The 26,356-nt window shown below is 68.9% G+C and carries 24 protein-coding genes; 6 read left to right on the top strand and 18 right to left on the bottom strand.

Features of this window, described 5'->3' with window-relative positions:
• The first annotated feature begins 1 nt into the window (after position 1).
• Genes E4A53_RS08545 through E4A53_RS08530 form a run of 4 tightly spaced genes read left to right on the top strand, consistent with a single transcriptional unit; the run spans position 2 to position 3,472 of the window.
• Positions 2-505, top strand: coding sequence for an aromatic-ring-hydroxylating dioxygenase subunit beta (locus E4A53_RS08545; protein ID WP_239018208.1), 504 nt, complete (start codon positions 2-4; stop codon positions 503-505).
• The gene (locus tag E4A53_RS08540; RefSeq protein WP_136162675.1) at positions 502-1,095 is read left to right on the top strand and encodes a cysteine hydrolase family protein; all 594 of its coding nucleotides are present in this window, start codon (positions 502-504) and stop codon (positions 1,093-1,095) included. Before E4A53_RS08545 ends, E4A53_RS08540 begins: the two co-directional genes overlap by 4 nt.
• The gene (locus tag E4A53_RS08535) at positions 1,092-1,898 is read left to right on the top strand and encodes an SDR family oxidoreductase (RefSeq protein ID WP_136162674.1); all 807 of its coding nucleotides are present in this window, start codon (positions 1,092-1,094) and stop codon (positions 1,896-1,898) included. The genes E4A53_RS08540 and E4A53_RS08535 overlap by 4 nt, the downstream gene beginning before the upstream one ends.
• Complete coding sequence (locus tag E4A53_RS08530) at positions 1,895-3,472, top strand: phytoene desaturase family protein (RefSeq protein WP_136162673.1); 1,578 nt, start codon at positions 1,895-1,897, stop codon at positions 3,470-3,472. Before E4A53_RS08535 ends, E4A53_RS08530 begins: the two co-directional genes overlap by 4 nt.
• A 50-nt stretch (positions 3,473-3,522) precedes the next feature.
• Here E4A53_RS08530 and E4A53_RS08525 read toward each other — a convergent pair whose 3' ends face one another.
• From E4A53_RS08525 to E4A53_RS08500, 6 genes are all read right to left on the bottom strand, one after another.
• Positions 3,523-4,371, bottom strand: a complete 849-nt coding sequence (locus tag E4A53_RS08525) for an OmpA family protein (RefSeq protein WP_239018207.1) — start codon at positions 4,369-4,371, stop codon at positions 3,523-3,525.
• A 278-nt stretch (positions 4,372-4,649) separates the two neighbouring features.
• Positions 4,650-4,850, bottom strand: coding sequence for a hypothetical protein (locus E4A53_RS08520; RefSeq protein ID WP_136162671.1), 201 nt, complete (start codon positions 4,848-4,850; stop codon positions 4,650-4,652).
• Between the two features lie 331 nt (positions 4,851-5,181).
• Positions 5,182-5,391 (bottom strand): cold-shock protein, encoded by a 210-nt coding sequence (locus E4A53_RS08515; RefSeq protein ID WP_136162670.1) that lies wholly within the window; start codon positions 5,389-5,391, stop codon positions 5,182-5,184.
• A gap of 269 nt (positions 5,392-5,660) precedes the next feature.
• Positions 5,661-7,364 (bottom strand): DUF885 family protein, encoded by a 1,704-nt coding sequence (locus E4A53_RS08510; protein WP_206366279.1) that lies wholly within the window; start codon positions 7,362-7,364, stop codon positions 5,661-5,663.
• A 12-nt stretch (positions 7,365-7,376) separates the two neighbouring features.
• Positions 7,377-9,647 (bottom strand): S9 family peptidase, encoded by a 2,271-nt coding sequence (locus E4A53_RS08505; RefSeq protein WP_239018206.1) that lies wholly within the window; start codon positions 9,645-9,647, stop codon positions 7,377-7,379.
• Positions 9,648-9,699: 52 nt separating this feature from the next.
• A complete protein-coding gene (locus E4A53_RS08500) occupies positions 9,700-10,350 on the bottom strand; it encodes a GntR family transcriptional regulator (RefSeq protein ID WP_136162669.1) in 651 nt (216 codons plus the stop codon).
• A 204-nt stretch (positions 10,351-10,554) separates the two neighbouring features.
• On the opposite strand from E4A53_RS08500, the gene E4A53_RS08495 reads away from it, so the two are divergent.
• A complete protein-coding gene (locus E4A53_RS08495; RefSeq protein WP_136162668.1) occupies positions 10,555-12,639 on the top strand; it encodes a S9 family peptidase in 2,085 nt (694 codons plus the stop codon).
• A gap of 45 nt (positions 12,640-12,684) precedes the next feature.
• Here the strand turns inward: E4A53_RS08495 and E4A53_RS08490 are convergent, their stop codons facing one another.
• The 5 genes from E4A53_RS08490 to E4A53_RS08470 form a co-directional block, all read right to left on the bottom strand.
• A complete protein-coding gene (locus tag E4A53_RS08490) occupies positions 12,685-13,692 on the bottom strand; it encodes a PfkB family carbohydrate kinase (RefSeq protein ID WP_136162667.1) in 1,008 nt (335 codons plus the stop codon).
• 94 nt (positions 13,693-13,786) lie between these two features.
• The gene (locus tag E4A53_RS08485; protein ID WP_136162666.1) at positions 13,787-14,533 is read right to left on the bottom strand and encodes an SDR family NAD(P)-dependent oxidoreductase; all 747 of its coding nucleotides are present in this window, start codon (positions 14,531-14,533) and stop codon (positions 13,787-13,789) included.
• Positions 14,530-14,892: a hypothetical protein gene (locus E4A53_RS08480; RefSeq protein WP_136162665.1), complete on the bottom strand. Its 363-nt coding sequence runs from the start codon at positions 14,890-14,892 to the stop codon at positions 14,530-14,532. Before E4A53_RS08480 ends, E4A53_RS08485 begins: the two co-directional genes overlap by 4 nt.
• Positions 14,893-14,913: 21 nt before the next feature.
• On the bottom strand, positions 14,914-16,071 hold the full coding sequence (locus E4A53_RS08475; protein ID WP_136162664.1) for an acyl-CoA dehydrogenase family protein: 1,158 nt from the start codon (positions 16,069-16,071) through the stop codon (positions 14,914-14,916).
• The gene (locus E4A53_RS08470; RefSeq protein WP_239018205.1) at positions 16,068-17,216 is read right to left on the bottom strand and encodes an amidase; all 1,149 of its coding nucleotides are present in this window, start codon (positions 17,214-17,216) and stop codon (positions 16,068-16,070) included. Before E4A53_RS08470 ends, E4A53_RS08475 begins: the two co-directional genes overlap by 4 nt.
• Positions 17,217-17,438: 222 nt before the next feature.
• Between E4A53_RS08470 and E4A53_RS08465 the strand changes: the two genes are divergently transcribed.
• Positions 17,439-17,930, top strand: coding sequence for a MarR family winged helix-turn-helix transcriptional regulator (locus E4A53_RS08465; RefSeq protein WP_136162663.1), 492 nt, complete (start codon positions 17,439-17,441; stop codon positions 17,928-17,930).
• Positions 17,931-18,083: 153 nt separating this feature from the next.
• Here the strand turns inward: E4A53_RS08465 and E4A53_RS08460 are convergent, their stop codons facing one another.
• From E4A53_RS08460 to manD, 7 genes are all read right to left on the bottom strand, one after another.
• Positions 18,084-19,157 (bottom strand): sugar phosphate isomerase/epimerase family protein, encoded by a 1,074-nt coding sequence (locus E4A53_RS08460; protein WP_136162662.1) that lies wholly within the window; start codon positions 19,155-19,157, stop codon positions 18,084-18,086.
• Between the two features lie 25 nt (positions 19,158-19,182).
• Positions 19,183-21,087 carry a pyrroloquinoline quinone-dependent dehydrogenase gene (locus E4A53_RS08455; protein WP_239018204.1) on the bottom strand — a complete coding sequence of 635 codons (1,905 nt, stop codon included), beginning with the start codon at positions 21,085-21,087 and terminating at the stop codon, positions 19,183-19,185.
• Complete coding sequence (locus tag E4A53_RS08450; RefSeq protein ID WP_136162661.1) at positions 21,084-21,581, bottom strand: ASCH domain-containing protein; 498 nt, start codon at positions 21,579-21,581, stop codon at positions 21,084-21,086. The genes E4A53_RS08455 and E4A53_RS08450 overlap by 4 nt, the downstream gene beginning before the upstream one ends.
• 4 nt (positions 21,582-21,585) lie before the next feature.
• Entirely contained in the window at positions 21,586-22,485 is a 900-nt protein-coding gene (locus E4A53_RS08445) for a sugar phosphate isomerase/epimerase family protein (protein WP_239018203.1), read from the bottom strand.
• Complete coding sequence (locus E4A53_RS08440) at positions 22,485-24,686, bottom strand: TonB-dependent receptor (RefSeq protein ID WP_136162660.1); 2,202 nt, start codon at positions 24,684-24,686, stop codon at positions 22,485-22,487. Before E4A53_RS08440 ends, E4A53_RS08445 begins: the two co-directional genes overlap by 1 nt.
• Positions 24,687-24,807: 121 nt before the next feature.
• Complete coding sequence (locus tag E4A53_RS08435) at positions 24,808-25,113, bottom strand: c-type cytochrome (RefSeq protein ID WP_136162659.1); 306 nt, start codon at positions 25,111-25,113, stop codon at positions 24,808-24,810.
• Positions 25,110-26,318, bottom strand: coding sequence for a D-mannonate dehydratase ManD (gene manD / locus E4A53_RS08430; RefSeq protein WP_136162658.1), 1,209 nt, complete (start codon positions 26,316-26,318; stop codon positions 25,110-25,112). Before manD ends, E4A53_RS08435 begins: the two co-directional genes overlap by 4 nt.
• Positions 26,319-26,356: the final 38 nt, after the last annotated feature.

Raw genomic sequence — 26,356 nt, 5'->3', positions numbered from 1 at the left:
GATGAGCGCGACCGCAACCATGTCCCCGGCCGACATCCTCGCCGCCGTCACTGCCTTCCTGTTCGAGGAAGCAGCGCTGCTCGACCAGCGGCGCTGGTTCGACTGGCTGGAGCTGTTCACCCCCGACGGCATGTACTGGGCCCCGCTCCGCCCCGACCAGCCGGATCCGATCAACCACGTCTCGCTGTTCTACGAGGACGCGATGATGCGCGAGGTCCGCGCCCGCCGGCTGGAGGAAAAGCGCGCCTGGTCGCAGCAGCCACAAGTCCACGCCGCCCGGATCGTCGGCAATATCCGCCTCGGCACCGCGACGGTGCCGGGCGAAACCGTCGTCCATTCCACCTTTCTGATGGCCGAAAGCCGGCTGTCGCTGCCGCAGCGGCTGCTCTCCGGCTTCTACACCCACCGCCTGCTGCCGCGCGGCGACGGCTTCGCCATCGTCGAGAAGCGGATCGATCTGATCGACAGCGAGGAGGTGCACGCGACGCTGGAAGCGTTCCTGTGACCAGCGGCACCGTGTTGCTGGCGCTGCATTACCAGAATGAGGTGCTGCACCCGGACGGGCGCATCCGGCTGGGCGTCGCCGAGGGCAGCGACCGGCGCGACGCGGTAGTCGCGGCGGCGGCGCGGCTGCTGGCCGGCGCCCGGCGGGCCGGCGTGCCGATCGTCCATGTCCGCATCGCCTTTCCCGCCGGGCACGCGGGCGTGCGGACCAACGCGCCGATTTTCCGCAACGTCGTTGCCGCCGGGGCGATGGAGGAAGGCAGCTGGGGCGTCGACTGGCATGCCGGGCTGGAGCCGCTGGCCGGCGAGGCGGTCGTCACCCACGGCCGGGTCAACGCCTTCTATGATTCCCCGCTGGAAGCGGTGCTGAGCGATCTCGGCGCGACCCGGCTGGCGATGGCCGGGGTCGCCACCAATTCGGTGGTCGAGCACAGCGCCCGTCACGCCGCCGACATGGGCTACGAAGTCGTCGTCGCCGCCGACGCCTGCTCCGCCGCCCGGCCGGAGGTCCACGACGCGGCGCTGTTCAACATCGCCCTGATCGGCGATGTTGCGTCGGTGGACAGCCTGTTCCCCCCGGAGGCGGCATGATCGCCCTCGCCGGCCGCGTCGCGATCGTCAGCGGCGCGACGCAGGGGCTGGGCGCCGATATCGCCCGGCGGCTGCACGGCGCCGGTGCCAGCGTCGTCCTGCTCGGCCGCGGCGTGGCGGAGGGCGAGGCGGTCGCGGCGGAACTGGGCGAAGGCGCGCTGTTCGTGCGGACGGACCTGACCAGCGATGCCGATATCGCCGCCGCCGTCGCCGCCGCGATCGCCCGCTTCGGCCATGTCGACACGCTGATCAACAACGCCTGCATCTACGCCGATGCCGGGCTGGATTCGACCCGCGAGCAATGGCTGGCAACGCTGAACGTCAACCTTGTCGGCGCGGCGATGCTGACCCGTGCGGCGATGGCCCATCTGCCCGACGGGCGCGGCGTCATCGTCAACATCACCAGCGTCGGCGGACGCTATGGCGCGGCCGGACGGGCGCTCTACCCGGCATCGAAGGCGGCGCTCGCCCAGTTCACCCGCAACGCCGCCGCGACGCTGGCGCCGCGCGGCATTCGCGTGCTCTCCGTGACCCCGGCCTGGACATGGTCGCCCGCGCTGGCGGCGCGCGCCGGCAACGAAGCCCGTGCCGACCGCGTCGCGGCGCGGCTCCACCCGCTCGGCCGGGCCGGACGCGGCGGCGACGTGGCCGACGCAGTGGTGTTCGCCTGTTCGGACATGGCGGGGTTCATCACCGGCACCGACATTGCCGTCGACGGCGGCTTCACCATGCTGGGGCCGGACCAGGGCCGGTCGCCGGCGGCGTGGTTTGAGGAGACCGGGTTCGAGGAGGCGGGCGAATGAGCGATTATGACGTGGTGATCGTCGGCAGCGGCATCAATTCGCTGGTCTGCGCCGCCGAACTGACCGGCAGGGGCCGGCGCGTGCTGGTGCTGGAACGGGCGGCCGTCGCCGGCGGCTGCATCCGCACCGGGGAGGTGACGCTGCCCGGCTATCGCCACGACCTGTTTTCCATGTCCTATCCGCTGTTCGTCACCACCCCTTTCTACCCGGCGCTGAAGCCCCGGCTGGCGGCGGAAGGGGTGCGGATGGTACCGGCGGCTGTGCCGACCGGCGTGCTGCTGCCCGACGGCCGGTCGCTGCTGCTGCGCCAGGCCCGGGCGGAGAACGTCGCCGCGTTCGACACGCTCCACCGGGGCGACGGCGCCGCCCATGCCGCCGCGATGGCACAGATCGAGCGCGATGCGCCGCTGATCTTCGGCCTGCTGGGGCAGGAACCGCGCTCCGCCGCAACGTTGAAGCTCCTCGGCGGGCAGTTGTTCCGGCGCGGGGTCGACGGCATGGCCGGGTTCGGTGCCGGCGGGTTGCTGCCGGTGCGCGACTGGCTGGAACAATCCTTCGGCTCCGATCTTGTCCGCGCGCTGATCGCGCCGTGGGTGCTGCATGTCGGGCTGGGCCCGGAAAGCAGTTTTTCGGCGCTGATGGCCAAGGTGGTGATGTTCACGCTGGAAATGGTCGGCATTCCGTTCGTCGAAGGCGGCAGCGCCAACATCGTCACCGCCTTCCGCCGCATCATCGAGGCGGGCGGCGGCGCCGTGCTGACCGACGCCGACGTCACCGGCATCACCGTCGTGGGCGGCAGAGCGCGCGGCGTCGTCACCGCCGACGGCCGCCGCTTCGCCGCGTCCCGCGCCGTCGTCTGCAACGTCACGCCGACCCAGCTTTACGAGCGGCTGCTGGCCGGCCAGCCGGTCGCGCCGGACATCCGCCGGCAGGCCGCCGCCTATCGCTACGGCCGGGGCTGCATGCAGATCCACATCGCTCTGTCGGAGCCGCCGCGCTGGGCGGACCCGGAACTGGGCCGGGTCGGCCTGCTCCACCTGACGCCGGGGCTGGACGGCGTATCGCGCGCGGTGAACGAGGCGGAACGCGGCCTGCTGCCGGCGGAGGCGACGATCGTCGTCGGCCAGCCCGCCGATGCCGACCCGTCCCGCTGCCCGCCCGGCGCTTCGCTGCTGTGGATCCAGTTGCAGGAACTGCCCCGCGTCATTCGCGGCGACGCGGCCGGCGAGATCGCGGCGCCGGCGGACGGCCGCTGGACCGACGCGATCGCCGAAGCCTATGCGCGGCGGATCGTCGCCCGGCTCGGCGCCCACATCGCCAACCTCGACACGGCGATGCTGGGCATGACGGTGCTCGGCCCGCATACGCTTGAGGCGCACAACATCAACCTCGTCGGCGGCGACCCCTATTCAGGCGTCTGCTCGGTCGACCAGTTCCACCTGCTGCGCCCATTCGCCGCCGCGCGCGGCCATGCGACACCGATCAGGCACCTCTACCAGATCGGCGCCTCCACCCACCCCGGACCCGGGTTGGGCGGCGTATCCGGCCATCTGGTCGCCCAGGCGATCGGCTGAACCGAAAACGAAGGGCGTCCGGGGGCCAGGCACCGCCCGCCCCGTCCGGCTTACTGCAGGCCGTCGACCGCCTTGCTGACCAGGATGTTGACCGAAACCCGGCGGTTCTGCGCGCGGCCTTCGGGGGTTTCGTTGTCGGCCAGCGGGTCGGCCTCCGCCATGCCGGTCGGCGTCAGCATCCGGTAGGGTGCCCAGCGGCACTGCTGCTGCAGGTAGTTGACGACGCGGCCGGCGCGGCGTTCGCTCAGCACCTGGTTGTAATCCTCGTTGCCGACCGAATCGGTGTAGCCGACGACGAGCAGCAGCGCGTTGTTCGTCGCCTCCGCCTCGCGCACCGTGGCGCAAAGCTCGCTCGCCGCCGCCGACGACAACTGCCACTTGCCGGTGTCGAAATAGACGTTGGTCGTCCGTTTCACGTTATACTGGTCGATATCGCCCATCCGGCCGCGCAGCGCCTCGGTCGCCGCACTCTGCTCGGCAAAGCCCTGGGCGGTGCCGCTGCGGATCATCGCCGCGGTCTTCAGATCGGCGTCCTTCAGCCGGATCCGGCTGGCCAGCAGCCCCCCGCCCCACTGCACCGTCTCGACGGTGACTGGCAGGCCGTTGAGCAGCGCGTCGGCGGCGAGCGGCGTCCGCTTCATGCCGAGGAAGCCGCCACGCCCGCGGATTTCGGTGCCCTCGCTGAGCGCGACCGTCGTGTTCGTCTCATCGGCACCGGTAACCTGCATCCTTCCGCCGCTGCGCGCGGAAATGATGCCTTCGATCGCCGGCCCTTCCGGCAGCCCGGTCAGGTCCGCCGGCGGCGATCCGTAGACGTTGATTTGTTCGGCGCTGTCGGCCTGGACGGCCTCCTGCGCCAGCGCGGCGCCCGGCGCCGCCAGCACGAACAGTGCGGACATGACGAGAGATGTTGGCCTTGTGACGGCGATACCCATTGCGTTCTTCCTTCAAGACACGATAGCTGGTTGCGCGGATGCGCGAATACTGCCCGGCTGCCGCCCGCCTCGGCGGGTTCGGCAACCGGAATACGCTGACTGTTCCGGCCAAACTGTCTCGTGGATGAACGGTTTCGACAGCGAACCGGTTTGCCGCCGATCGGAGAGGATCGTGCGGCAAACCGAGTCTGCCGGGCCTGCGCCCCTGCCTGCCGTTCGGAATTCGATCGCGGACGCGGCGATCAGCCGCCGGCGGTATCCCGTGCCCTTTCGGCCTCGCGCTTAGAGCGGCTCGCCTCGGTACGCAGCACGCGTTCCGCCATCGCCCGCCACGCCGCCTCTGAACGCAGACAACGCTCGCGCACATTGGCGAGGTCGGTGGCGCTGGCCTCGCGGGCGCAATCTATGGCGCGGGCGAGATAGAAGCTGCTGGTGACGGACACGGCGCGTTTCTCCTGATTGGAGGAATCAGTCGATCATTTCGGCCACCGCCCGGCGCAGGGCGCGGCGGGACAGAGTGGTGCCGGAAACGGCTGGTTTCCGATGAATGCTGAGGCGATGCGGCGGCCTTGCCGCCGGCCTCGGTTCGTGTGTGTGAGGTGAAAAACGAATTGGAAAACGCATGATATCCCTAAAATACGGCCGTCTGGCGCGCATGGGTGGATGAAAACCCCGGCCACGGTCGAGGTCGAGGTAGCAACCCGGCCCCTGTGCAGGCGCGCCGGGAAAGCCCCGCGCTCTGCCCAGGGGCCGGCAGTCGTCACGGCCGACAGGTCAGCCGGCGGCCTCCAGGTTCACCGCCGAAGACCGGCCGCGCTGGTCGGTCTCGATCTCGTAGGTGACCCGCTGGTCCTGCCGAAGCGTGGTCATGCCGGCTCGCTCGACGGCGCTGATGTGGACGAAGCTGTCCGTGCCGCCGTCGTCCGGCTTGATGAAACCGAAACCCTTTTCGGTGTTGAAGAATTTAACGGTACCAATAGGCATGATGTGTCCTTCGCAAACACGAAGATGACCCGCCGGCGAAATACCGACGGAGCTTGTAGCGTGAGAAAGGAAGGATCGGCCTGAAGCGTCAAATTCCGTCGCAGGCGACGTTAGCGTCCTGTTTATGGGCATCAGACGCGCAAAAGTCAAGAAACGCCGGGACGCTATTGGGAAATTCCCAATATTATTTGGGCCCCGTCCCGGTTCTTCACGCCTTTACGATGGGGGTGCGCGCATTTCATTGCGACCCGCAATCGGGCGCGCCGCCGCTATTCCCCCAGCGTTGGTGTGCCGGGCGGCGCCAGTTCCTGCTCGATCGCGGTGGTCGGGATCATCCCGGCGTCGTTGAACTGGCGCATCAGCTCGCGCAGCTCGAACGGCTTGCCGGCCTTGTCCTGCGCGTGGGCGAAGCGGGTCATCAGCCGGTCGAACAGCAGCTTGCCGGAGACATAGCTGGTGCCGTAGCCCGGCTGGCGCAGGTACAATAGCTGCTCGAACGTGGTCAGAGAATCCCGCGCCCCTGCCCAGCCGCGCGGCGTCCATTCCGCCTGGAACAGCCCGGCCTGCTCCAGCGTCCACAGATTGGCCTGGACGTAGAGCGACGCCAGCCCCCGCGCCGCGCGGTTGGCGAGCATGATCCACACCAGTTCGCGGGCACGGGGATTGTCGTCGTACAGCCCGGCATGCATCACCAGCTCCTCGAAGCCGGTGGCGAAGCCCTCCGCCCGGCTGTCCCAGATGTTGGACAAGAGCGCCCGGCGGCGGATCGGGCTGGCATGCGGCTCGTCGCGCATCCGCGCCAGATCGATCCAGTGATAGTCGTGCGCGTAGAGCAACATCGGCTCGCGGTGGGTGACATGGGCGAAGAACTGCCGCTCGCCCGGCGGCACGAAACGCACCGTCTGCGGGACCAGCGATTCCTTCAGATAGGGCTTGTCGGGGATGATGCCGTCATCGACGAGGAAGGCGACGAACCGGTCGAGCCGCTCGGCCGCCAGCCGGTCGAGGCTGGCCTTGTCGTCGGCGGGGAGCAGCGGCGGCAGCGCGCGGTTGTTGTGCTCCTCCAGCTTCAGCGTCGCATGGGCGCGTTCCAGCTCGCGGCGGAGCAACGCGACCTCGTCGTCCCAGCTATAGGGAACAAGGTGGACGTTGTTCAGATACCAGGCGTAATTCTCCTTGCCGACGCCCGACGGCCCGGTCTTGCCCGGCGCCTCCGCCTCAAGCCAGCGGACGAAATCCTCCGTCGCCGCCCGCGCCTTCGCCACCGCCGTGCTGAGCGCCGGGCTGGCGCCGTTCAGGTTGGCGTTCCACGCCCCCTCCAGCGTGGTGACGGTCAGCGTCCCCGCCTCCAGCCGGGCCAGCGCCTCCGCCTGGTTGCGCAGGCTCTGCGTGCCGTAGACCCACAGGTCGCGCGCGGTGCTGTCCTTCAGGTTGGCGCGCGCCTGCGCCAGGAAACCGGGGATCGCGGCGAACCGCCGCGTCAGCACCGCCTGGTCGGTCTTGGCGAGCGGGAATTTATAGGCATACAGCTCGATCTCCGGGAAGGAGACCGGCCCTTCGCGCGACGGCACGTCGGAGCGCTCCGGCCAGACGCTGACGTAGAAGGCCGGGTCGCGCGCCCACGGCCGCAGCACCCGCAGGTCGAAATCGAGGCCGTTCATCTCCGCCGCGACCAGCCGGTGGTCGACCAGCTCGGCCTCAGTCCAGCCGGCGGTCGGGATGGCGGCTAGCTTCTCCTGGAACGCGGCCAGGCCGGCGGCCTTCCGCGCCATCGCGGCGGTGCCGTAATCGGCCACCCCGTCCGCCATCGCCGGCCGCTCGAACGTGCGCCATTCGTCGAACAGCTTCGCCAGCGCGTCATACCCGGTGGAGGCGGCCAGCGCCGGCGTCGCGATCAATCCTGCCATCATCATCCCTGCCACCAGTGTTGCCCGAGCCAGCCAGCCCCGCCTCGCCCCGTCACGCCGCGCCATCGCCCGTCTCCTTTACCGCCCGCCCGGCGGCAGGTTGTCGTTCAGATAATCGGTCATCAGCGTCTGCAGATGCAGCCGCGTGCCCGGTTTTTCGCTGATGCCGTGGGTCCGGTCCGGATAGGCCATCATCGAGAACTGCTTGCCGTGGGCCATCAACCGGTCGACCAATTGCTCCAGATTCTGGTAATGGACATTGTCGTCCGCCGTGCCGTGGATGACCAGCAGCTTACCCCTCAGATTTTGTGCGAAGTTGATCGGCGAACCGTCTGCATAGCCTTTCGCATTGTCGTCCGGCAGGCCCATATAGCGTTCCTGGTATATCGCGTTGTACAGCCGCTGGTCGGTCGGCGAGGCGATGGCGATGCCGGTCGCGTACAGTTCCGGGTAACGGAACATCGCGTTCAGCGTCATCGCACCGCCGCCGCTGCGCCCCCAGACGCCGATCCGCGCCGGGTCGATATAGGGGCGGCTGGCGATCATTGCGCGCAGCGCGGCCGCCTGATCGGCTGATGCCTGGATGCCGATCTGGCGGTAGATGCTCTTGCGCCAGTCGCGCCCGCGCGGGGAATTGGCGCCGCGGCTGTCGATGCTGGCGACCAGATAGCCGCGCTGGGTCAGCATCAGGTGCCACAGATAGCGGTCGCCGCCCCAGCTATCCTGCACCGTCTGCCCGGCCGGTTCGGAATAGACGTAGATCAGCAGCGGATATGTCTTGGCCGGGTCGAAACCGGGCGGTTTCATCATCCACGCGTCGAGCGCGACACCTCCGCCGATATCGACCCGGAAGAATTCCGCCGCGCCCTTGTCCGCCGCGCCGACGAAGGCGCGCATCGCCGCATTGATCGACAGCGTCCGCGCCGGCCGGTGCGCCGGCAGGCTGACGACGTCGGTCACCGGCGGGCTGTCGAAACGGGATACGGTATGGAACGCCCAGCGCGCGCCAGGGGCGATGTCATAGGCGTGAAACCCCGGCTCCGCCGCCGGGGTCAGCCGCTCGACCCGCGTCTTGCCGCTCAGCGTCGCGCGATACAGGTAACGCTGGGTGACGTTTTCGGGCGACGCGATGAAATAGACATGGCCACCGGCCAGATCGATATTCTGCACGCTGACCACGTCGAAGGCGCCCGGCGTGCGCAGTTCGGCCCGCGTGCCGTCGCGCGATACGACATACAGATGGCGCCAGCCGTCGCGCTCGCTGAGCCAGGTAAAGGCGCGGCCGCCGGCCAGCCATTGCGGGTCGTCGTTGACGTTGACCCACGCCGCATCGGAATCGACGAAGATCTCGCGCACCGCCCCGGTCGCGACGCTGCCGAGCAGCACGGCGTTGCGGTTCTGCAGCCGGTTCTCGTGCTGGATCAGCACCTCGTCGGCGTTCGCCGCCCAGTCCATGCGCGGGATATAGGTCTGGCGCGGGTCGCCGGGGACGGCGAACCAGGTCGTCGCCCCGCCGTCGACCGCGACGCTGCCGACCCGCACCGCCGACAATGTCGTGCCCGGCTTCGGGTATTGCTGCGGGATCACCGTCGAATAGACGCCGCCGGTATTGCGGATCATGTAGAAGGTGCCGATGCCGGTCGTGTCGAACTGCCAATAGGCGATACGGCGCGAATCCGGGCTCCAGGCAAAGGCCTTGCCGAGCCGGAACTCCTCCTCATATGCCACGTCGGCGCGGCCGTTCAGCAGCAGGTCGCTGCCGTCCGTGGTCAGCCGGCGCACCGCCCCGTCAGCCAGCGTCTCGACATACAGATTGTTGGCCTGGACATAGGCGACCGACCGACCGTCCGGCGAGAATTCGGCATAGAGCAGGCTGAGCGCCGGCGCCGTGCCGCCGATCCGGCGCAGCGCCTTGCTGTCCAGGTCGAACAGCCAGTAGTCGCCGACGGGATTGTTGCGGCGCGCCTCGGCGCTGCGGACGAACAGCAGCGCGCGCCGGCCGTCCGGCGACCAGGCATAGTCGGACACCGCCAGTGGCTTGTCCGCGCCTGGCGGGATCAGCGCGGCGGCGGCGATCAGGATGGAACGGGCGCCCGACGCTGTGTCGTAGCGCGCGATGTCGACACCGCCGCCGGCGGCCGGCTCGATCACCGTATAGGCATCGCGGCCCAGCCATTTGCTGACCAGCCGCGGTTCCAGTTGTACCGCCTCAGCGCCGTAGATCGCCTCCAGCGTCAACGGCCCCGCCTGCGCAGGCGCCGCCGCCATGGTCGTCGTCACCGCCATCGCCATCGCGCCGGCGCATACCGGCCCGAACAACGCCGACCATCCGAAGCGCCGTCGCATCATCCCCACCCCTCGAGCAATTTCGTATACGGTATTCTGGTCGCAAAAAAGCTTGTCAACTCTCGATCGTCAGCTGCTGCCGCAGGTCGTCGCGGGTCTTTTCCAGGTGGCGCTCGGTCAGCACGCGGATATTGTCCAGGTCGCGCGCCAACCAGATCGCCAGTATCTCGCGATGCTCCTCATTCGCCCGTTCGTCGCGGCCCAGCGGCTCCAGATGCTTGCGGACATAGCGGTCGGCCATCACGTGCAGCCGCCGCAATATGCCGAGCACGATCGGCTGGCCGGCGGGCCGCAGCAGCGCCATGTGAAAGGCGCGGTTGAACGCGGCGACACCGGCGCCGCCGGCCTCCGTCACCTGATACAGCGAAGCAAACACGTCTTTCGCCGCCTTGCGCTGCTGGGCGGTCGCCCGTTCCGCGCTCAGCACCATTACGTCCGGTTCCAGCTTCAGGCGCAAAGCGAACACCTCCTCCGCCTCCTCCGCCGACAGCGGACGGACGAAGAAGCCGCGATTGGCCTGCGAAATTAGCAACCCTTCCTGCTCGAGCCGGGCCAGCGCCTCGCGCAGCGGGATCTTGCTGATGCCCAGTTCGCTGGCCAGTGCGTCCTGGCGGATCGCGCTGTTCGGCAGCACCGCGCCGGACAGGATACGGTCTCTGACCAGGTCCACCAGCTGCTCTGAAAGATTGCGGACGACTAGGCTCATGCGAAAACCAATGTGAAAATGGGGGATTGCGGACGGCTCTGTATAAAATTTGTGATAAACAGGCAATGATAGCGGCGCTCTACGCGCTGCCCGGCCTGCGGCGCCCTTCTCTCCTTCCTCCCGCAGTCGTGCACATTTCCGCTGGCAATTTCTATTACACAATATAGATTTCTGACATAGCTATTTAAAAAGGGGGAGGTCAATATGCCGGAACGATCAGGATATCTGCGCTTCATGGTCGGCATCGCCGCCGTCGCGCTGCTCGCCCTGCCGCTGCCTTCCACGGCGCAAGAGCTTCAAAAAACCGGGATTAGTACCGTCCTGCCGCGCACGGCCTCGCCGAAGATCGAGATCGCCGACCTGTTCTACCTGAAATCGGCCAGCGACCCGCAATTGTCGCCGGACGGCCGCACCGTGCTGTTCGCCGTTCAGTACGGCGATCGCGTCGGCATGCCCTACACCCGGATCTGGAGCGCCGACGTCGCCACCGGCAAGGCGGCACCCTGGGGCAGCGCGGAAGGCGTCGCCGGCGGCACGCCGCGCTGGGCGCCAGACGGCAAGCGCGTCGCCTGGCGCGGCGGTGACGGCATCATGATCGCCGACGCCGGCGGCGGCAACGCCCGGCTGCTCGCCCCAGTCGACGACAGCAACCACCCGCTGCCGCGCGCAAGCAAGGATTTCGCCTGGTCGCCGGACGGCAGCAAGATCGCCTTCGTCTCCGCCGTGCCGTCGACCGAACCGCCGATGGAAGCGGACCCGATCATCATCACCCGCTACTGGTATCGCCCAGCGCGCGGCTGGCCGGAACGGTTCAATGACAACAAGCGCCTGCATCTGTTCGTCGTCGACGTGGCGGGCGGCACCGTCACCCAGTTGACCGACGGCGACCGCTACGAGCATTCGATCGACTGGGCGCCGGACAGCCGGACGCTGCTGTTCCTGCAGAACCCGGAAAAGGACCAGGACTTCACTTACAATTTCGACATCTTCACGATCGACGTCGGGACGAAAGCGATCCGGCGGCTCAGCCAGACGCGCGGCGTCGAATATGCCGCCAGCTTCTCGCCGGACGGCAGGACCATCGCCTTTTCCGGCCTGATGCGCCCAGTCACTTCGTCCGAAACCAACATGGAGAACCCCCATGTCTGGACGCTGGACGTCGCCACCGGCGCGCGCCGTGACCTCGGCGCCGGGATCGACGACGTCCAGGGCCGCCCGCAATGGTCCCCGGACGGTCGCCACCTTTATTTCACCGTCCAGTCGCGCGGCAACGTCGGCCTCTATCGCCTGCCCGCCGCCGGCGGCACCGCCGAGCGCATCGGCCCCGAAGCCGGCACGCGCGGCTCGGTCATGGGTTTTTCCGTCGCACGCAGCGGCAGCATCGTCGCGGCGATGGCAACGCCCGCCAACCTGCCGCAGCTTTACGTGCTGCGCCCCGGCGGCAAGGCGACCCAGCTTGCCGACCTGAATGCCGACATGCTGCGCGGCAAGGCGGTCGCCGAAACCCGCGCCTTCACCTTCAAAAGCTATGACGACCGGGAAATCGAGGCGTTTCTGACCATCCCGCCGGGGGTCGGCGCCGGCACGGCGGCGCGTACCCACCCGATGATCGTCAACATCCACGGCGGCCCGCATGGCCAGCAGGGGCCGAATTTCGTCCACAAGGCGCAGGCATATGCCGCCCATGGCTATGCGGTGCTGATGGTCAACTACCGCGGCTCGACCGGCTATGGCCAGGCCTTCGCCAACGCCATCGCCCGCGACCAGAATGGCGGCGAGGCGATGGACGTGCTGCGCGGCGTCGACGCGGCGCTCGCCCAATTCCCGTGGATCGACCCGGAGCGGCTTGGCGTCGAAGGCGCCAGCTATGGCGGCCAGTTGACCAACTGGGTCATCACCCAGACGCCGCGCTTCAAGGCGGCGATCCCGTGGGCCAGCATCTCCAACCTGGTCAGCCACAACTATATGTCGGTCTACCACGACTATCTGGAGCAGGAATATTTCGGCAAGCCGCATACCGGCGGCATCATGGACATGCTGTGGAGCCGCTCGGCGATCCGCTTCGTCCATCAGGTCAAGACGCCGGTGCTGCTCAGCCACGGCGACAACGACCTGCTGGTCAACCCGGCGGAGATCGAGCAGTATTTCACCGCGCTCTACGACGTCGGCGTCGAAGCGGTGATGCTGCGCTACCCGCGCGAGGGCCACGGCATGCGCGAAACCCAGCACCTCGCCGATTTCACCCAGCGCTCGATCGCCTGGTACGACCGCCACTTCACCGGAAAATAGCCCGCACTAAAGGGCTCCCGCGAAAGCGGGAGCCCACAGGTCCACTTACCGGCGGATGTCCCCGGTGCCGCCGATGACGAAGGCGTCGAGGCCGGCGGCGTCGCCGATCCACACGTCGCCGGAGATGAAATGCTTCTGGACGGCGGCGGCCAGCCCCAGCCGGGCGGCGCGGGCCGGGTCGCCGCCGGTCGCCAGCCCGTGCAGCACGCCGGCGGCGAACGCGTCGCCGCCGCCGATCCGGTCGACGATGCCGGTCAGCGCCGTCTCGTCGAGCTGGACGACATCGTCCGGCGTATCGATCCGCGCCGACAGCCGGTGGGTGTCGGCGCCGTCGACATGGCGGCTGGTCGATGCGATCGTCGTCAGGTTCGGGAAAGCGGCGAACAGCGCCTCGGCCGCCGCGCGCCGCCGCTCCGGCCCGTCGCCGTCGAACGCCGCGCCGGTCAGCAGCGCCGCGTCGCGGTAATTGCCGAACAGCAGGTCCGCCTCCGCCGCCAGCGCGCCGAGGATGGTCGGCGCGTCGCCGCCCGATGCCTGCCACAGGCTGGGGCGATAATTGCAGTCGAAAGACACGCGCAAGCCGGCGGCGCGCGCGGCGCGGGCCAGCGCCAGCGTCGCGTTCGCCGCGACGGCGGTCAGCGCCGGGGTGATGCCGGACAGGTGCAGCCAGCCGCCGCCGGGCAGCGCGTCGTCCCACACCGCCGTGCCAAGCCCGTCGGCGAAGGCCGATCCGGCGCGGTCGTAGACGATCTCGCCCGCCCGCGCCCCGGCGCCGGGTTCGAAGAAATACAGCCCCATCCGGCCGGGGCGCCGCGCGATCCGCCGGGTATCGACGCCCCGCGCGCCGAGCGCCGAGACCGCCGCGTCGCCCAGCCGCGAATCCGGCAGGATCGACAGCACCGCCGCGTCATGGCCAAGCTGGGCGAGCGCGGCGGCGACATTGGCCTCCGCCCCGCCGACATGCACCGCCAGGCTGCGGCTCTGCACCAGCAGGTCGCCGCCGGTCGCGGCCAGGCGGAGCAGGATTTCACCGAAACACAGTATGCGCGCCATATTCGATCCTTGAGAGGGGCGATCCGCATAGCAAGATAATCGCCCCGGCGTGCAGCATTCGTTTGGCTGAAACCGTAGCGCCGCCCCGCCCGGCTCAGCGCATGTACAGCCCGCCATTGGCGTCCCAGGTCGCGCCGGTGACGGAGGCTGCCGCCGGCGACGCGAGTTGGACGACGATGTCGGCGATGAACGCCGGGTCGCCCAGCCGCCCGGCCGGGATGCCTGCGATCAGCCCGTCCAGCTTGTCCGCCGGCACGATCGCCCGCACCGACGGCAGGTCGAGCGGCCCCGGCGCCACCGCGTTGACGGTGATGCCGTGCGCCGCCAGGTCGCGGGCGAACACCTTGGTCAGGGTGATGATCGCGCCCTTCGACGCGGCATAATGCGCGCCGGTCGCCGATCCGCCGTTCTGCGCCGCCAGCGACGCCATGTTGACGATCCGGCCATAGCCACGGTCGCGGAAATGCCGGCCGAACACCTGGCTGCCGATGAAGGTGCCGCGCAGGTTGACCGCCAGCACCGCGTCGAACTCCTCCGGCGGAATGTCGAGCACCGGCCGCGCCACGGTCATCACCGCGTTGTTGACCAGTATGTCCGCCCCGCCCCAGGCGGCGACCATCCGGTCGCGCGCCGCCTCGAACCCCGCCTGTTCGCGCACGTCGAGGGCAAGGCCGAAGGCGGTGGCACCGCTCGGGTCAAGCTCCGCCGCCAGCGCCGCCGCCTCCGCGATATCGCCGATCGCGACGCGGTAGCCGGCCCGGTGCAGGGCGCGGACAATCTCCGCGCCCAGCCCCTGCGCGCCGCCGGTGACCAGCGCCGCCTGTGGCGCGCCCTCGCTCATGCCGGGATGACCAGCTCGCGGCCCAGCCGCGCCTCGATCCGCATGTATTTCCACAGCCGGTACTCGCCGACCGGGGTGGTGCGGAACAGGTTGCACACCGCGATCGCGGCGGCCCGGTCCGCCACGTCGGCCATGATGTAGAAGGTCCACGGCCAGCCGTTGGGCGAGGTGCCGACCATCGTCTCGTCATCGTCGAGCGTGCCGAGGATGGTCACGCCGGGAATCGCGCGGATGCCCTTCAGCATCTCGCCGGTCGCCGCCCACACCGCGCCAATCTCGGACGCGGGCAGGTCGAAGAAATTCTGGGTCACTGCCGCGCAGAACAGCGCGCGGATCGGCTTCTGGGTAGTATCGGTCATCTTGGTCCTCTCTCAGGTCGATCAGGGAAAGCCGGGGGCGGATTCCAGCCCCAGCAGCACGCGGCCGGCGCTCTGCCAGGTGCCTTCGGACAGGAAGGCGTGCTGCACAACCACCATCGCGTCCTGCAGGTGCCGGGCGATCGGGTGGGCGGTGTAGATGCCGGTGGTGCCCGACAGCTTGTAGGCGATGCCGGCGACATCGGAGCCGACGCGCGCGACATGGCTGGCGGCGAGGCGGATCAGGTTGATGTCCTCGATCGGCAGCGTCTCTCCGGCAACCAGCTTCTGCCAGGCCGTCTCGGTCGCCTCGTAGAAGAAGGCGCGGGCCGAACGCAGCGCCGCTTCCGCCTTGGCGATCTCGATCTGGACATAGGCGCGGTCGGCCAGCACCGGCGCGCCGGTGATCGATCCGCGCCCGCCGGCGATGCTGGTGATCTCGTCCAGCGCCGCCCGCGCGACGCCCAGGCCGACCACCGCCAGCACCTGCGCGGCAAAGCCCATCGACGGATAACGGTAGAGCGGGCCGTCCAGCGTCGCCTTGCCGCCGCGGATGAAGGTCCAGCTTTCCGGCACCACGACGCCTTCGACGACCAGGTCGTGGCTGCCGGTGCCCTTCAGGCCGTTGACCTCCCAGTTGGGAACGACCTTCACCTTCTTCGCCGGCATCACCGCCATGCGCGGCAGGCCGGCATTCTGGCCGCCGTCGACCTTGATACCGACGCCGATCAGGTCGGCGCCGGTCGATCCGCTGCCGAACTTCCATTTGCCGGTGACCTTCAGCCCGCCGTCGACGACCTCGGCCTTCTGCGGCGGGAACAGCCCGCCGGCGAAGATCACGTCCGGTCCGTTGCCGTAGATCTCGTTCAGCGTCTCCATCGGCAGCGACGCCAGGTACAGCACCGATATGCCGAAGCTCGCCACCCAGCCGGCCGATCCGTCAGCAATCGAGATGCGCTCGATCATCCGCAGGAAATCGGCGGGCGAGCACTCGTCGCCGCCGAAGATGCGGGGCACGAGGGCGCGGTACACCCCGGCCGCGCGCAGCTTCTCGACGACGTCCTCGCTCAACTGCTGCTGCTCGCTGAACTCCGCCCGGCGGGCGGATATCTCCGCGAGCAGCGGCGCGAACGGGTCCGCCGCGTCGGCGGCAACCGGCCGCCCGGCCTCCACATAGTTCATTGGTCTGCTCCTCCTGATTGTTCCGTTACGATGTCGAGCGCGCGGGCGACCGCGCACAGCCGGGCGTCGCCGCCGCGCCGCCCGATGATCTGCAAACCGGCCGGCAGGCCGTCCGCCGTCGTCAGCGGCATGCTGAGCGCCGGGTGGCCGGACAGGTTGAACGGCCGGACGAAGGCGGTGGAGCCGATCGTCGCGCGCGCGTCCGCCGCCGCCGCCAGGGTCAGCGGCAGGCCCGGCATCGTCGGCAGCACCAGCGCGTCGACCCGGTCGAGCGCCGCATCGACCTCGGCGGCGAACGCGGCGCGGACCGTCTCCGCCCGCGCCAGTTGTTCAGCGGTCACCGCCTCGGCGGCACGCAACCGCTCGCCGACATCGGCGCCGAGCAGCGGCGACCGGGCAAGATGGCCGAATGCCCGCCAGTTCTCGGCGGCGATGATCGCCAGCCCGGCGTCATAGGCCGCCTCCATGCCGGGCAAGGCGACAGGCACCTGTTCGACCGGCGAAGCGGCCAGCCGCGCGGCAACCGCCTGTGCGACCGGCGCGTCCGCCGTCACCGCGACGACGCCGATCCGTGGCCGCGCGACGGCGGCTTCGGCGTGGAAACTAGTGTCGAGCAGCGCCATCGCCCGTTCGATCATCGCCAGGCTGCGCGCGAACGGGCCGACGCAATCCAGCGACGATTCCGCCGGCAGCACGCCGTCGCGGCCGATCCGGCCGAATGTCGGCTTCAGCCCGTACAGGCCGCAGCAGATCGCCGGGATGCGGATCGAGCCGCCGGTGTCGGTACCCAGCGCGAAATCGCACAACCCCGCCGCGACCGCGACCGCCGATCCGCTCGACGACCCGCCCGGCACCCGGTCCGGGTAGCGCGGGTTGACCGGCGTGCCGGTCCAGCCGTTGATCCCGGTCACGCCGTAAGCCAGTTCGTGCATGTTCGCCTTGCCGGTGATCCGGCAGCCGGCGTCGAGCAGCGCCTGGACGACGGCGGCGTGGGCGGCGGCGGGTGGCGCATCGGCTAGGGCGCGGCTGCCGGCGCGAGTCGGGTAACCGGCCACGGCGATCGAGTCCTTGACCACGACCGCCGTCTCCCCCGCGCCCAGGGCCAGTTCCTCGACGAGGATCGCGCCCATCTGCCTGCCTCTCACCCTCTTGCTCTCGATAGCGCCATCACAAGCTACATTACGTGATTAGTCAAGTAAATTTCTTGATGCCCCGGGAAACCGCCCCTGCCCGTCCTTGCGATGCAAACCCCGGTTTGACCGTCGTTTCCGGCTTGACAGGCCGCTACCGCCGCCCGTTAGACTGGCGCCGGCCCTAACCGGCCGCAGTTATCACCGATCGCCATTTTCCGCAGGAGTCCCATGGACATGAGTACGACTGTCCCGGTCGATTCGGCCGGCCGGTCACGAGCGGAGCCGGGGGCGGCGCCCCGCGACTTCTCCTTCCGGACCTGGCCGTTCTACTGGCTGGCGCGGGCCAACGGCCGCTATCTCGGCAACATGGAACAGGCGCTGAAGGCGATCGGCCTCGACATCCCGCGCTGGCGGGTGCTGATGGTCCTCCACCTCGAACATTGCGCCAGCGTCAGCGAGATCGCCGACCACGCAATCGCCAAGCTGCCGACGATGACCAAGATCGTCCAGCGGATGCAAGCGGACGGGCTGGTCGTCTGCCGTCAGCGGCCAAGCGACGGCCGCGTCACTGAAGTGATGCTGACCGACGCCGGCAAGGACGCCGGGGCCAAGGCCTGGGCCGCCGCCAACCGCCTCTACGAGGAAGCGTTCCGCCACATGAAGAAAAGCGAGATCGCCACCCTCAACCGCCTGCTCGAAAAGCTGGCGTCCGGCCTGATGCGCTGACGGCCCCGTGACCTTTTCCCGTCCTATACGAAAAGAAGGGCGGCCGCCTTTCGGCAGCCGCCCAGTATGGGGACAGATGACGCCGGGCGAAACGGCACGGCGTGTTCAAGGGTCGGGTCCGCGCGGCCGCCCCGGCCGCCCGCCCCCGCGCCCTCAAACCTCGTTCAGCAGGCAGCGCCGGCAGTAATCGATGGCCCGGCGCAATTCGGTGTCGCGGTCGGCCTCCGCCGGCAGCGGGATCTCGTATTCGATCGTCGCCTGGATATGGAACCATTTGTTGTCGCGGATCGCCTGCAGGATCTCCTTCACCGGCGTGTCGCCCTCGCCGAAATGGACGTTGCGGTTGTCGCGCGTCTTGTCCTTCACGTGCAGGTGGGTGATCCGCTCCGGGTAGCGCGCGATGAACGGCAACGGCGATTCCCCGTTGCCGGCGAAATAATGGCCGATGTCGACATTGGCGCCGATGTAGCGCCCCTTGGCGAAGGCCGCCTCCCAGATTTCCGGCGTCACCGCCAGGTGGTTGTGCAGTCCGGCCCAGATGCCGTGCCTTTCGGCCGGCGCCGCCATCTGCTCCGCCGCCCGCATCGAGAATTCGCCCGATACGGTGCGCGCGCCCAGCGCCTTCGCCAGGCGGAAGATGTAGTCGTATTCCTCCGGCACCATCTCGCTGATGCCGTCGAACTTGACGACGCCGATCTGGACGCCGGCCTTCTCGTATTCGGCGCGGATCGCCGCTGCCCGCTCCATCGGCACCGTCATCCGCCACGCCCTGAGCCGCGTCGCCGCCTCGCGATAGGTGGCGATCTGCGCTTCGGTCAGCCGGGTGCGCGTCGGCGCGTTCGCGGCCATCGCGTTGCCCGGCGCCTCCGGCAGGCCGGATCCGGTCTCGTAGACGGCGGTATAGTCGGTGGGCGCCGGGCCGAGCACCAGGTCCTGCGGCAGGCCAAGCGACAGCTCGATCGCCTGCCCGCGCAGTTCGACCGCGCTCACCCCCAGCGCGACGCAGCGCTCGAGGATGGTCTCGGCGTTCATCGCGGTGCGCGTGCCGAAACTGTAAGGCACGTTCAGGCCGACCTGCACGCCGGCCCATTTCGAATTGGGCTTGCGCGCCTTCGCCTTGCCGCCGCGCCGCGCCGCGCCGGCCATCAGCGCAGACGGCTGCAGCAACAACCCGGCCGCCGGCGCCGCCAGCAGGAAGCGCCCGAAATCCCGACGCGATACGGTCATGCCCGTTCCTTCCTCTCCAAGATGGTCATTGCTTGTCCGCCGGCAAGGCGAACGCGACGATCGCGTCGCTGTCGATCGCGCTGAACAGCAGGCTGCCGCCGGTGGCGACGACGGCGACATATTGCCGCCCGTCGGCGCCGCGATAGCTGACCGGGGTGGCATGCGCCGACGCGGGCAGCCGCCATGTCCACAACGCCTCGCCGGTCCGCGACGAAAAGGCGCGGAAGCGGCTGTCGTCGGTCGCGCCGATGAACACCAGCCCGCCGGCGGTGGCGATCGCCCCGCCCGCGCTCGGCCGCCCGGTGTCGCGCAGCCCCTCCGGCAGGGTGTCGCTGACCCCCAGGCTGACCTGCCAGGCGACCTTGCCGGTCGCGGTGTCGACGGCGCTCAGCCGCCCCCACGGCGGCTTCTGGCACATCAGCCGGGTCTCGCCCTGCTGGAAGCGGCTGTTCAGCGGCCCCAGCTTGTAGGGCAGCGGACTGCCCGGCTCGGCCGCGACCAGAGAGCTGACCTGCCCCAGGTCGGACGTGTTGAGGAACAGCAGGCCCGATGTCGGGTCGAACGCCGCGCCGCCCCAGTTGGAGCCGCCCTGCAATCCTGGAAAGGAAATCGTCGGCCGGTCGAGCGCCAGCGGCAGGTAAGGCCCGCCGAACACCGCCCCCTTGCCGACGACCAGGTCGGTGCAGAAGGCGCGGTGCTCCGGCGTCAGGTCGGCAATGTCGTCGAGCGCGAAGCTGTTGCGCGCCAGTGGCGGCGTGTTGACCGGAAAGGGCTGGGTCGGCGCCGCTTTCTCGCCCGGCACCGTGCTCGCCGGCACCGGCCGCTCCTCGATCGGGTGGACCGGCTCGCCGGTCGTCCGGTCGAGCATGAACAGCAGCCCGCTCTTGGTGGTGATCGCCACCGCCGGGATCGTCCTGCCGCCGACGCGCGCGTCGAACAGCAGCGGCGGCGCCTGCAGGTCGACGTCCCAGATATCGTGGTGGACGGCCTGGAAATGCCACAGATAGCGCCCGGTCCGCGCATCCGCGGCGACCAGCGAGCTGCCGTAGAGATTATCGCCCGGCCGGTCGCCGCCATAGCGGTCCCACGCCGGCGCGCCGAACGGCATGTAGACGATGCCGCGCTCGGCATCGACGGTCATGAAGCCCCAGACGTTGACGCCGGACCGCCCCTCGGCGCTGCCCGGCGCCCAGCTGTCGTGGCCCGGCTCCCCCGGCTTCGGGATCGCGTGGAAGGTCCAGCGCAGCTTGCCGGTGCGCGCGTCCCACGCCCGCACGTCGCCGGACGCGCCGTGGACGGGCACCTCCTGCGTCGCGCCGCCGGTGATGACCAGGTCGCCCCACACGATCGGCGGGGATGTCATGCCGTAGACGCCGGCCGGCCCGGCGGCCTTGCCGCTCAGCGCCTCCAGCGATTCATGTCCCAATATCTCCGGCGTTTTCAGGTCGATGGCGCCACCGTCGCCAAAGCCGGCCGCCGGCTTGCCGGTCGCGGCGTCGAGCGCCAGCAGCCGCCCGTCGCGGGTGCCGAAGAACAGGCGCGGCGCCGTCGCGGCATCGCCCGCCCAATATTCCACGCCGCGCAGCGACGGCGGGGCGCCGGCGATCTCGGCCACCCACAGCTCGCGCCCGCTCGTCGGGTCCAGCGCCACCACCCGGCCATAGGGGGTGGATACGAACATCCGCCCGTCGACGACGATCGGCGTCGCCTGCGACCCGCGAAAGCGCGTGCCCTCGCCGCCGGTTTTCATGTGATAGGTCCAGGCGACCGCCAGCGAGCCGACATTGGCCGGGGTTATCTGGTCGAGCGGCGAGAAGCGCTGGCCGCCCTTGTCGTGGCCGTAGGTCGGCCAGTCGCCGGGCGGCGCGGCAAACAGGGCGCACGGCGCGGCGGCGAGCAGCACCGCCGCCATGCGCGCAGCTCGCCTCACCGCGCCACCGGGTAGATCGGCGCGATTTGCTGCCAGACGACCGGCAGCGCGTCGGCCTCGGCCGGGGTCAGCCCGTCGAGCGCGGCCTGCCAGGCCTTGCGGTGCGCCGCGCGCCAGCTTTCGACGTCGCGCAGGCCGGGGCTCTCGCCGACGACATGCATCGCGCTGATCGCCGCGAACGGCACGGTTTCAGCGGCGATGACGCGGTAGAGGAAGGCCGGCTGGCCGTCGAAGTCGACGACGAGGACGACATCGCCCGCCTTCGGCACCTTCCAGCCGCGCTCGGCGAACTCGGCCAGCCGGGCGACGGTCATCGTCTTCTCGCCGGCCAGCACCTGCTCGGTGATCCGGCGGGAAATATCGGCGTTGCGCCCCATCGTCCGCACCGTGCTGACGCGATCGAGGCTGGCCTCGGCCCGCGCCTTCGCCAGGAACGCGTCGACGGTGCCGATCGGGGCGCTGCCCGCGGCGAGCAGCAAAAGGGCCGCCAGCATCGCCCTACCCGGCCTTCACGAGTTGCGCGATCTGCGCCGTTATCGTCCGGCTGGCCAGCGGCGCCTCGGCATTGATGTCGGACCAGATGCACTCGACGGACAGCGGTCCGGCATAGCCCACATCCCACAATGCCTTGAAATAGGGGATGAAATCCTCATTGCCGACGCCGGGCGCCCGCCGCCCCTGCTTCTCGGCGATTTGCGCGTGATGCAGCAGGTCGCCGTTGGCGAGAATGCTTTCCGGCCCCTCGTTCTCGGTCTTCATGTGGAACAGGTCGGCCATCAAGCGGAAATGCGGGTGGCGGACGGCGCGGACGATCTCCGCCCCCTCGCTGACCCGGTTGATGAAGTTGGTCTCGCTCTGGTTCAGCGGCTCCAGAACGACGGTGACGTCGTTCGCCTGGGCGATCGGCCCCAATATCCTGCCCAGCGCGGCAAGCTGCGCCTTCGCCGCATCGCGCGAGAAACCGTCCGGCACCCTGCGCGAGCGCGGGCTTCCGAACACGATGTAGCGCACTCCGGCCCGCTTCGCCCGGCGAAAGACGATTTCGGAAAAGGCGGCGATCCCGTCGTGATTGGCGTCGGGGCCGACGCTCTGCAGGTCCGGCGGCAGGAAACGAACGCAGGACAGCACCGGCAGCGGCTGCTGCGCCGCCCCGGCCAGTATCCGCTCGAACGCCGCCTCGTCCTGGCCGGGCGCGAGGAAGCGGTCGACCTCCTCCTCGACGAAGCCGTAGCCGGCACCGGCGAGTAGCCCGGCATTGTCGAGCGACGTCCACGCGCCGAGCAGCGGCGAAAACGCCCGGCGTGCCTCCAGCCGCGCCGGGAAGCCGGCGGCGAGGACCGCGGCCGCGCCGGCTCCGTGGAGGAACCCGCGGCGGCCGACCATCCCCGCGCCGCCCATCAGAAGTTCACCGTCAGGCGCGCACCGAACGTACGCGGCGCCTGGTAGGTGTAGCGATAGGTTCCCCAGGTCGAGCCCGTCACGTCCGCATAGGCGAGGATCAGCTTGTCCTCGAGGTTACGGACATAGGCTTCCAGCGCCCAGCGGTCGTCCGGCGCCCGGTAGGTCAGCGTGACGTCAGACCGGTGGTATCCCGACTGCTTGTCGGCATCGAAGTTGAAGAAGGTGAAGTAGCTCTTGCTTTCGTAATGGGTCTGGGCGCGCGCGGTCAGCGTGCCGTCGCCAACATCCCAGGTGTGCTCGTAGCCGATGTTCATCGTCCAGTCCGGCGCCTGCTGCAGCCGGTTTCCGGCCAGCTGCTGGTTGCCGCCGCTGAACACGACGAAATCCTTGAAGCGGGCATGGAGGTAGGCGATGTAGAAGTCGAACCGGTCGGCCGAGCTCGGCTGCCAGATCAGGTCGAGGTCAGCGCCGTAGATCTTCGACTTGCCGGCGTTGACCGTGCCGGTGCCGACGCCACCCGACGGCAGCTGGATCTGCTGCTGCACCTGCTGGTTCTTGTAGTCGTACAGGAACGCCGAAGCGTTGATCTGCAGCGTGTTGCCGAGGAAGCGGTTCTTCGACCCGATCTCATAGGCGGTCAGCGATTCCGGGCCATAGGGGTTCAGGTCGGTGAACCCGCCCGCCTTGTAGCCGGTGTCGTATTTCACATAGAGCAGGTTCTGCGGCGTCCACTGCAGGTTCGCCGCCGCGTGGTAGGTCACCTTGCTCGATGCAATCTCGGTCGCCGTCGGCGGGTTCGAAACATAGGGGGTCATAACACCGGTGGCGATGTAATTACCGACGTTGGTCGCCAGGTTGGTCGCACTCAGGTTATGCTTGTTGTCCTTGGAATAGCGCAGGCCCGCCTCCAGCCGCAGCGTATCGGTGACGGCGTAGGATGCCTGGCCGAACGCCGCCGACGATTTCAGCAACAGGTCCGGCTTGACGAAGATCTGCAGGTAGTTCGCCGGCCCGAACAGGCCCGGGCTGCCCGGAAAATCGGCGAACAGCGACTGGGTGCTGTTCTTCTCGCTGAAGTGATAGAGGCCGGCCTGCCACAGCAGCGGCTGGTCCTGCGCGGAGGTGATCCGCAATTCGTGGTTCCACGAATTCGGGCGCTCCGACTGGTCGAACGAGAAATTCTGGCGTGCCGTGCCGAACGGCGCACCCAGCCCATTCAGCCTGTCCAGCTTGAACTCGCGGTAACCGCCCAGATAGGTGATCGACGCCGGGCCGAAATCATAGCTGGTGTTCCAGCGGAAATTGACCGTCTGGGTCCGCAGGAACTGCCCCGGCGGGGACGGGAAAGTCTTGCCGTCATTGGGGATCGGCGGCTTGGAATAGTCGACATTGGTCGTACCGGCGATGTAGCGCCACGGAATCGCCTGGAGCCCCGGGCCGGTGCCGTCGGTCTGCGCATATTCGCCGGTTATCAGCAGCGTCCACTCCGGTGTCGGGTCGAACTGGACGTGGATGCGGGCGGCCTTGCTGTGCTCGTCGTCGGCATCCCGGCCCGGCGCGTTGTTGCGGTAGCCGTCACGGTCGCGGGTCTGGAACGACGCGCGCATCTTGACGCCCTCGGCCAGCGGAATGTTGACGAAGCCCTGGGTGTTGAACGTGTCGTAATTGCCGTATTCGACCGTCGCCGACGCGGCGAAATGGTCGAGCGGCTTGGCGGAGACGATGCTGAGCGCGCCGCCGGTGGCGTTGCGGCCGAGCAGCGTGCCCTGCGGCCCGCGCAGCGCTTCCACCCGCTCCAGATCGAACAGCGCGGCGTTCAGGCCCAGCGCGCGCTGCAGGTAGAAACCGTCGATGCTGATCGAAACCGCCGGGTCGCCAAGCTGGTTGGTGTCGCGGCTCGACACGCCGCGGATCGTGACGATCGACGAGGGGCCGTTGGTCGCGAAATTGACGCTCGGCGTCAGCGTCGTCAGGTCGGCGACGTTGCCGACACCCTGGCGCTTCAGCGCCTCGGCATCGACCACGGTCAGCGCGATCGAGGTGCGCTGCGCGATGCTCGGGCGCTTCTCGGCGGTGACGATGATGTCGGCCAGGCCGTCGTCGCCGCTCGCGCTAGCCTGCGCCCAGGCCGGCACCGCCGGCACCAGAAGACAGGCCGCTGCGGAGCACAGCGCACTGGTCGATAGGAATTTCCGCATGATAGCCCCTCCCTTGGATTTCTTGCCGATCGAATAAGTCGGCCTAACCTACGTGTAAGACCTGATCTGCCTATAGTGGAATAATTGGCCTGTCAATATTTGATGGAGTGGTAAGTCCTGTTTATCGGCCTGGTGCATGGTGCCGGGCCAGATAGGCAATGATCACGTCCTGATCGGCGTCCGACAGCGCCGCGCCGCGGGCGACCATCATGTCGACGATCGCCGCCCATTCGCCCGCGCTGTGCGGCTGCGCGACGGCGACATCCAGCGCGTGGCAGCCGGAACAGCCGCGCTCGAACGCCTGCCGCCCCGCCATGTCGGCCGGCGCCGGTCCGCCCGCCGGCACCGCGGCCGGGATAGCCGCGCCGGCCAGCAGCACCGCGACCGGCACCGCGCCGCGCAACACCGGCCGGGCGGCCCGCATCACCAGTTCCACATCGTGCCGTCTTCCAGCCGGGTGACCGGTAGGTAGGCGGGCTTGTAGGGGAAGCGCGCCGCTTCCTTCTCGTCGATGTCGACGCCGTGGCCGGGCGTGTCGCCGGGGTGGAGCAGCCCGTCCTCGAAATGATAGGCATGGGGGAAGACGGCGTCGGTTTCCGGCGTGTGGCGCATATATTCCTGGATGCCGAAATTCGGCACCCAGGCGTTGAAATGCAGCGCCGCGCCCATCGTCACCGGCGACAGGTCGGTGGCGCCGTGGAAGCCGGTCCGCACCTGGTACAGCGCGGCGAGGTCGGCGATCCGGCGCAGGTGGGTGATGCCGCCGGCACGCACCACCGGCACCCGGATATAGTCGATCAGCTGGTTCTGGATCAGGTCCTTGCAGTCCCAGATGCTGTTGAACACCTCGCCCACCGCCAGCGGGATCACCGTGTTTTCGCGGATCAAGCGGAACGCCTCCTGATTCTCCGCCGGGGTCGCGTCCTCCAGCCAGAACAGGTCGTACGGTTCCAGCGCCCGGCCCAGCCGCGCCGCCTCCATGGGCGTCAACCGGTGGTGGACGTCGTGCAGCAGCTGCGGCCCCTGCCCGTAGGTTTCGCGCAGCTTGTCGAACAGGCTGGGCACGAACTGCATGTATTTGCGCGTGTCCCACACCGTCTCGGACGGCAGGCTGGCGTCGGCCGGCTCGTAATAATCCTTGCCGCGCCCGACGCCGTAAGCGGCGGCGAGGCCGGGGATGCCGGACTGGGCGCGCACCGCCTTGTAGCCCAGCCCCAGATAGCGGCCGACCTCGTCGACCGTCTCGGCGATGTCGGCGCCATTGGCATGACCATAGACCAGCACGCCGTCGCGGCTCTTGCCGCCCAGCAGGTCGTAGAGCGGCATGCCGGCCATCTTGGCCTTGATGTCCCACAGCGCCATGTCGACCGCGGCGATCGCCGACATGGTGACCGGCCCGCGCCGCCAATAGGCGCCGCGATACAGATATTGCCAGATATCCTCGATCCGGCGCGGATCGCGCCCGACGACGCACGGCAGCACGTGATCCTGCAGATAGGATGCCACCGCCAGCTCACGGCCGTTCAGGGTCGCGTCGCCCACGCCGTGAACGCCTTGATCCGTCTCGATCTTTACCGAAACGAAATTCCGGCCCGGCGAGGTGACGATTACCCTCGCAGCATCAATTCTCATGGCTCTTCCCCGCGAAGTCGGTTATGGTCATGCGTCTT

The sequence above is a fragment of the Sphingomonas flavalba genome (genome assembly GCF_004796535.1).
GTDB lineage: Bacteria > Pseudomonadota > Alphaproteobacteria > Sphingomonadales > Sphingomonadaceae > Sphingomonas_L > Sphingomonas_L flavalba.
This window is presented reverse-complemented; position numbering and strand designations above follow the sequence as displayed.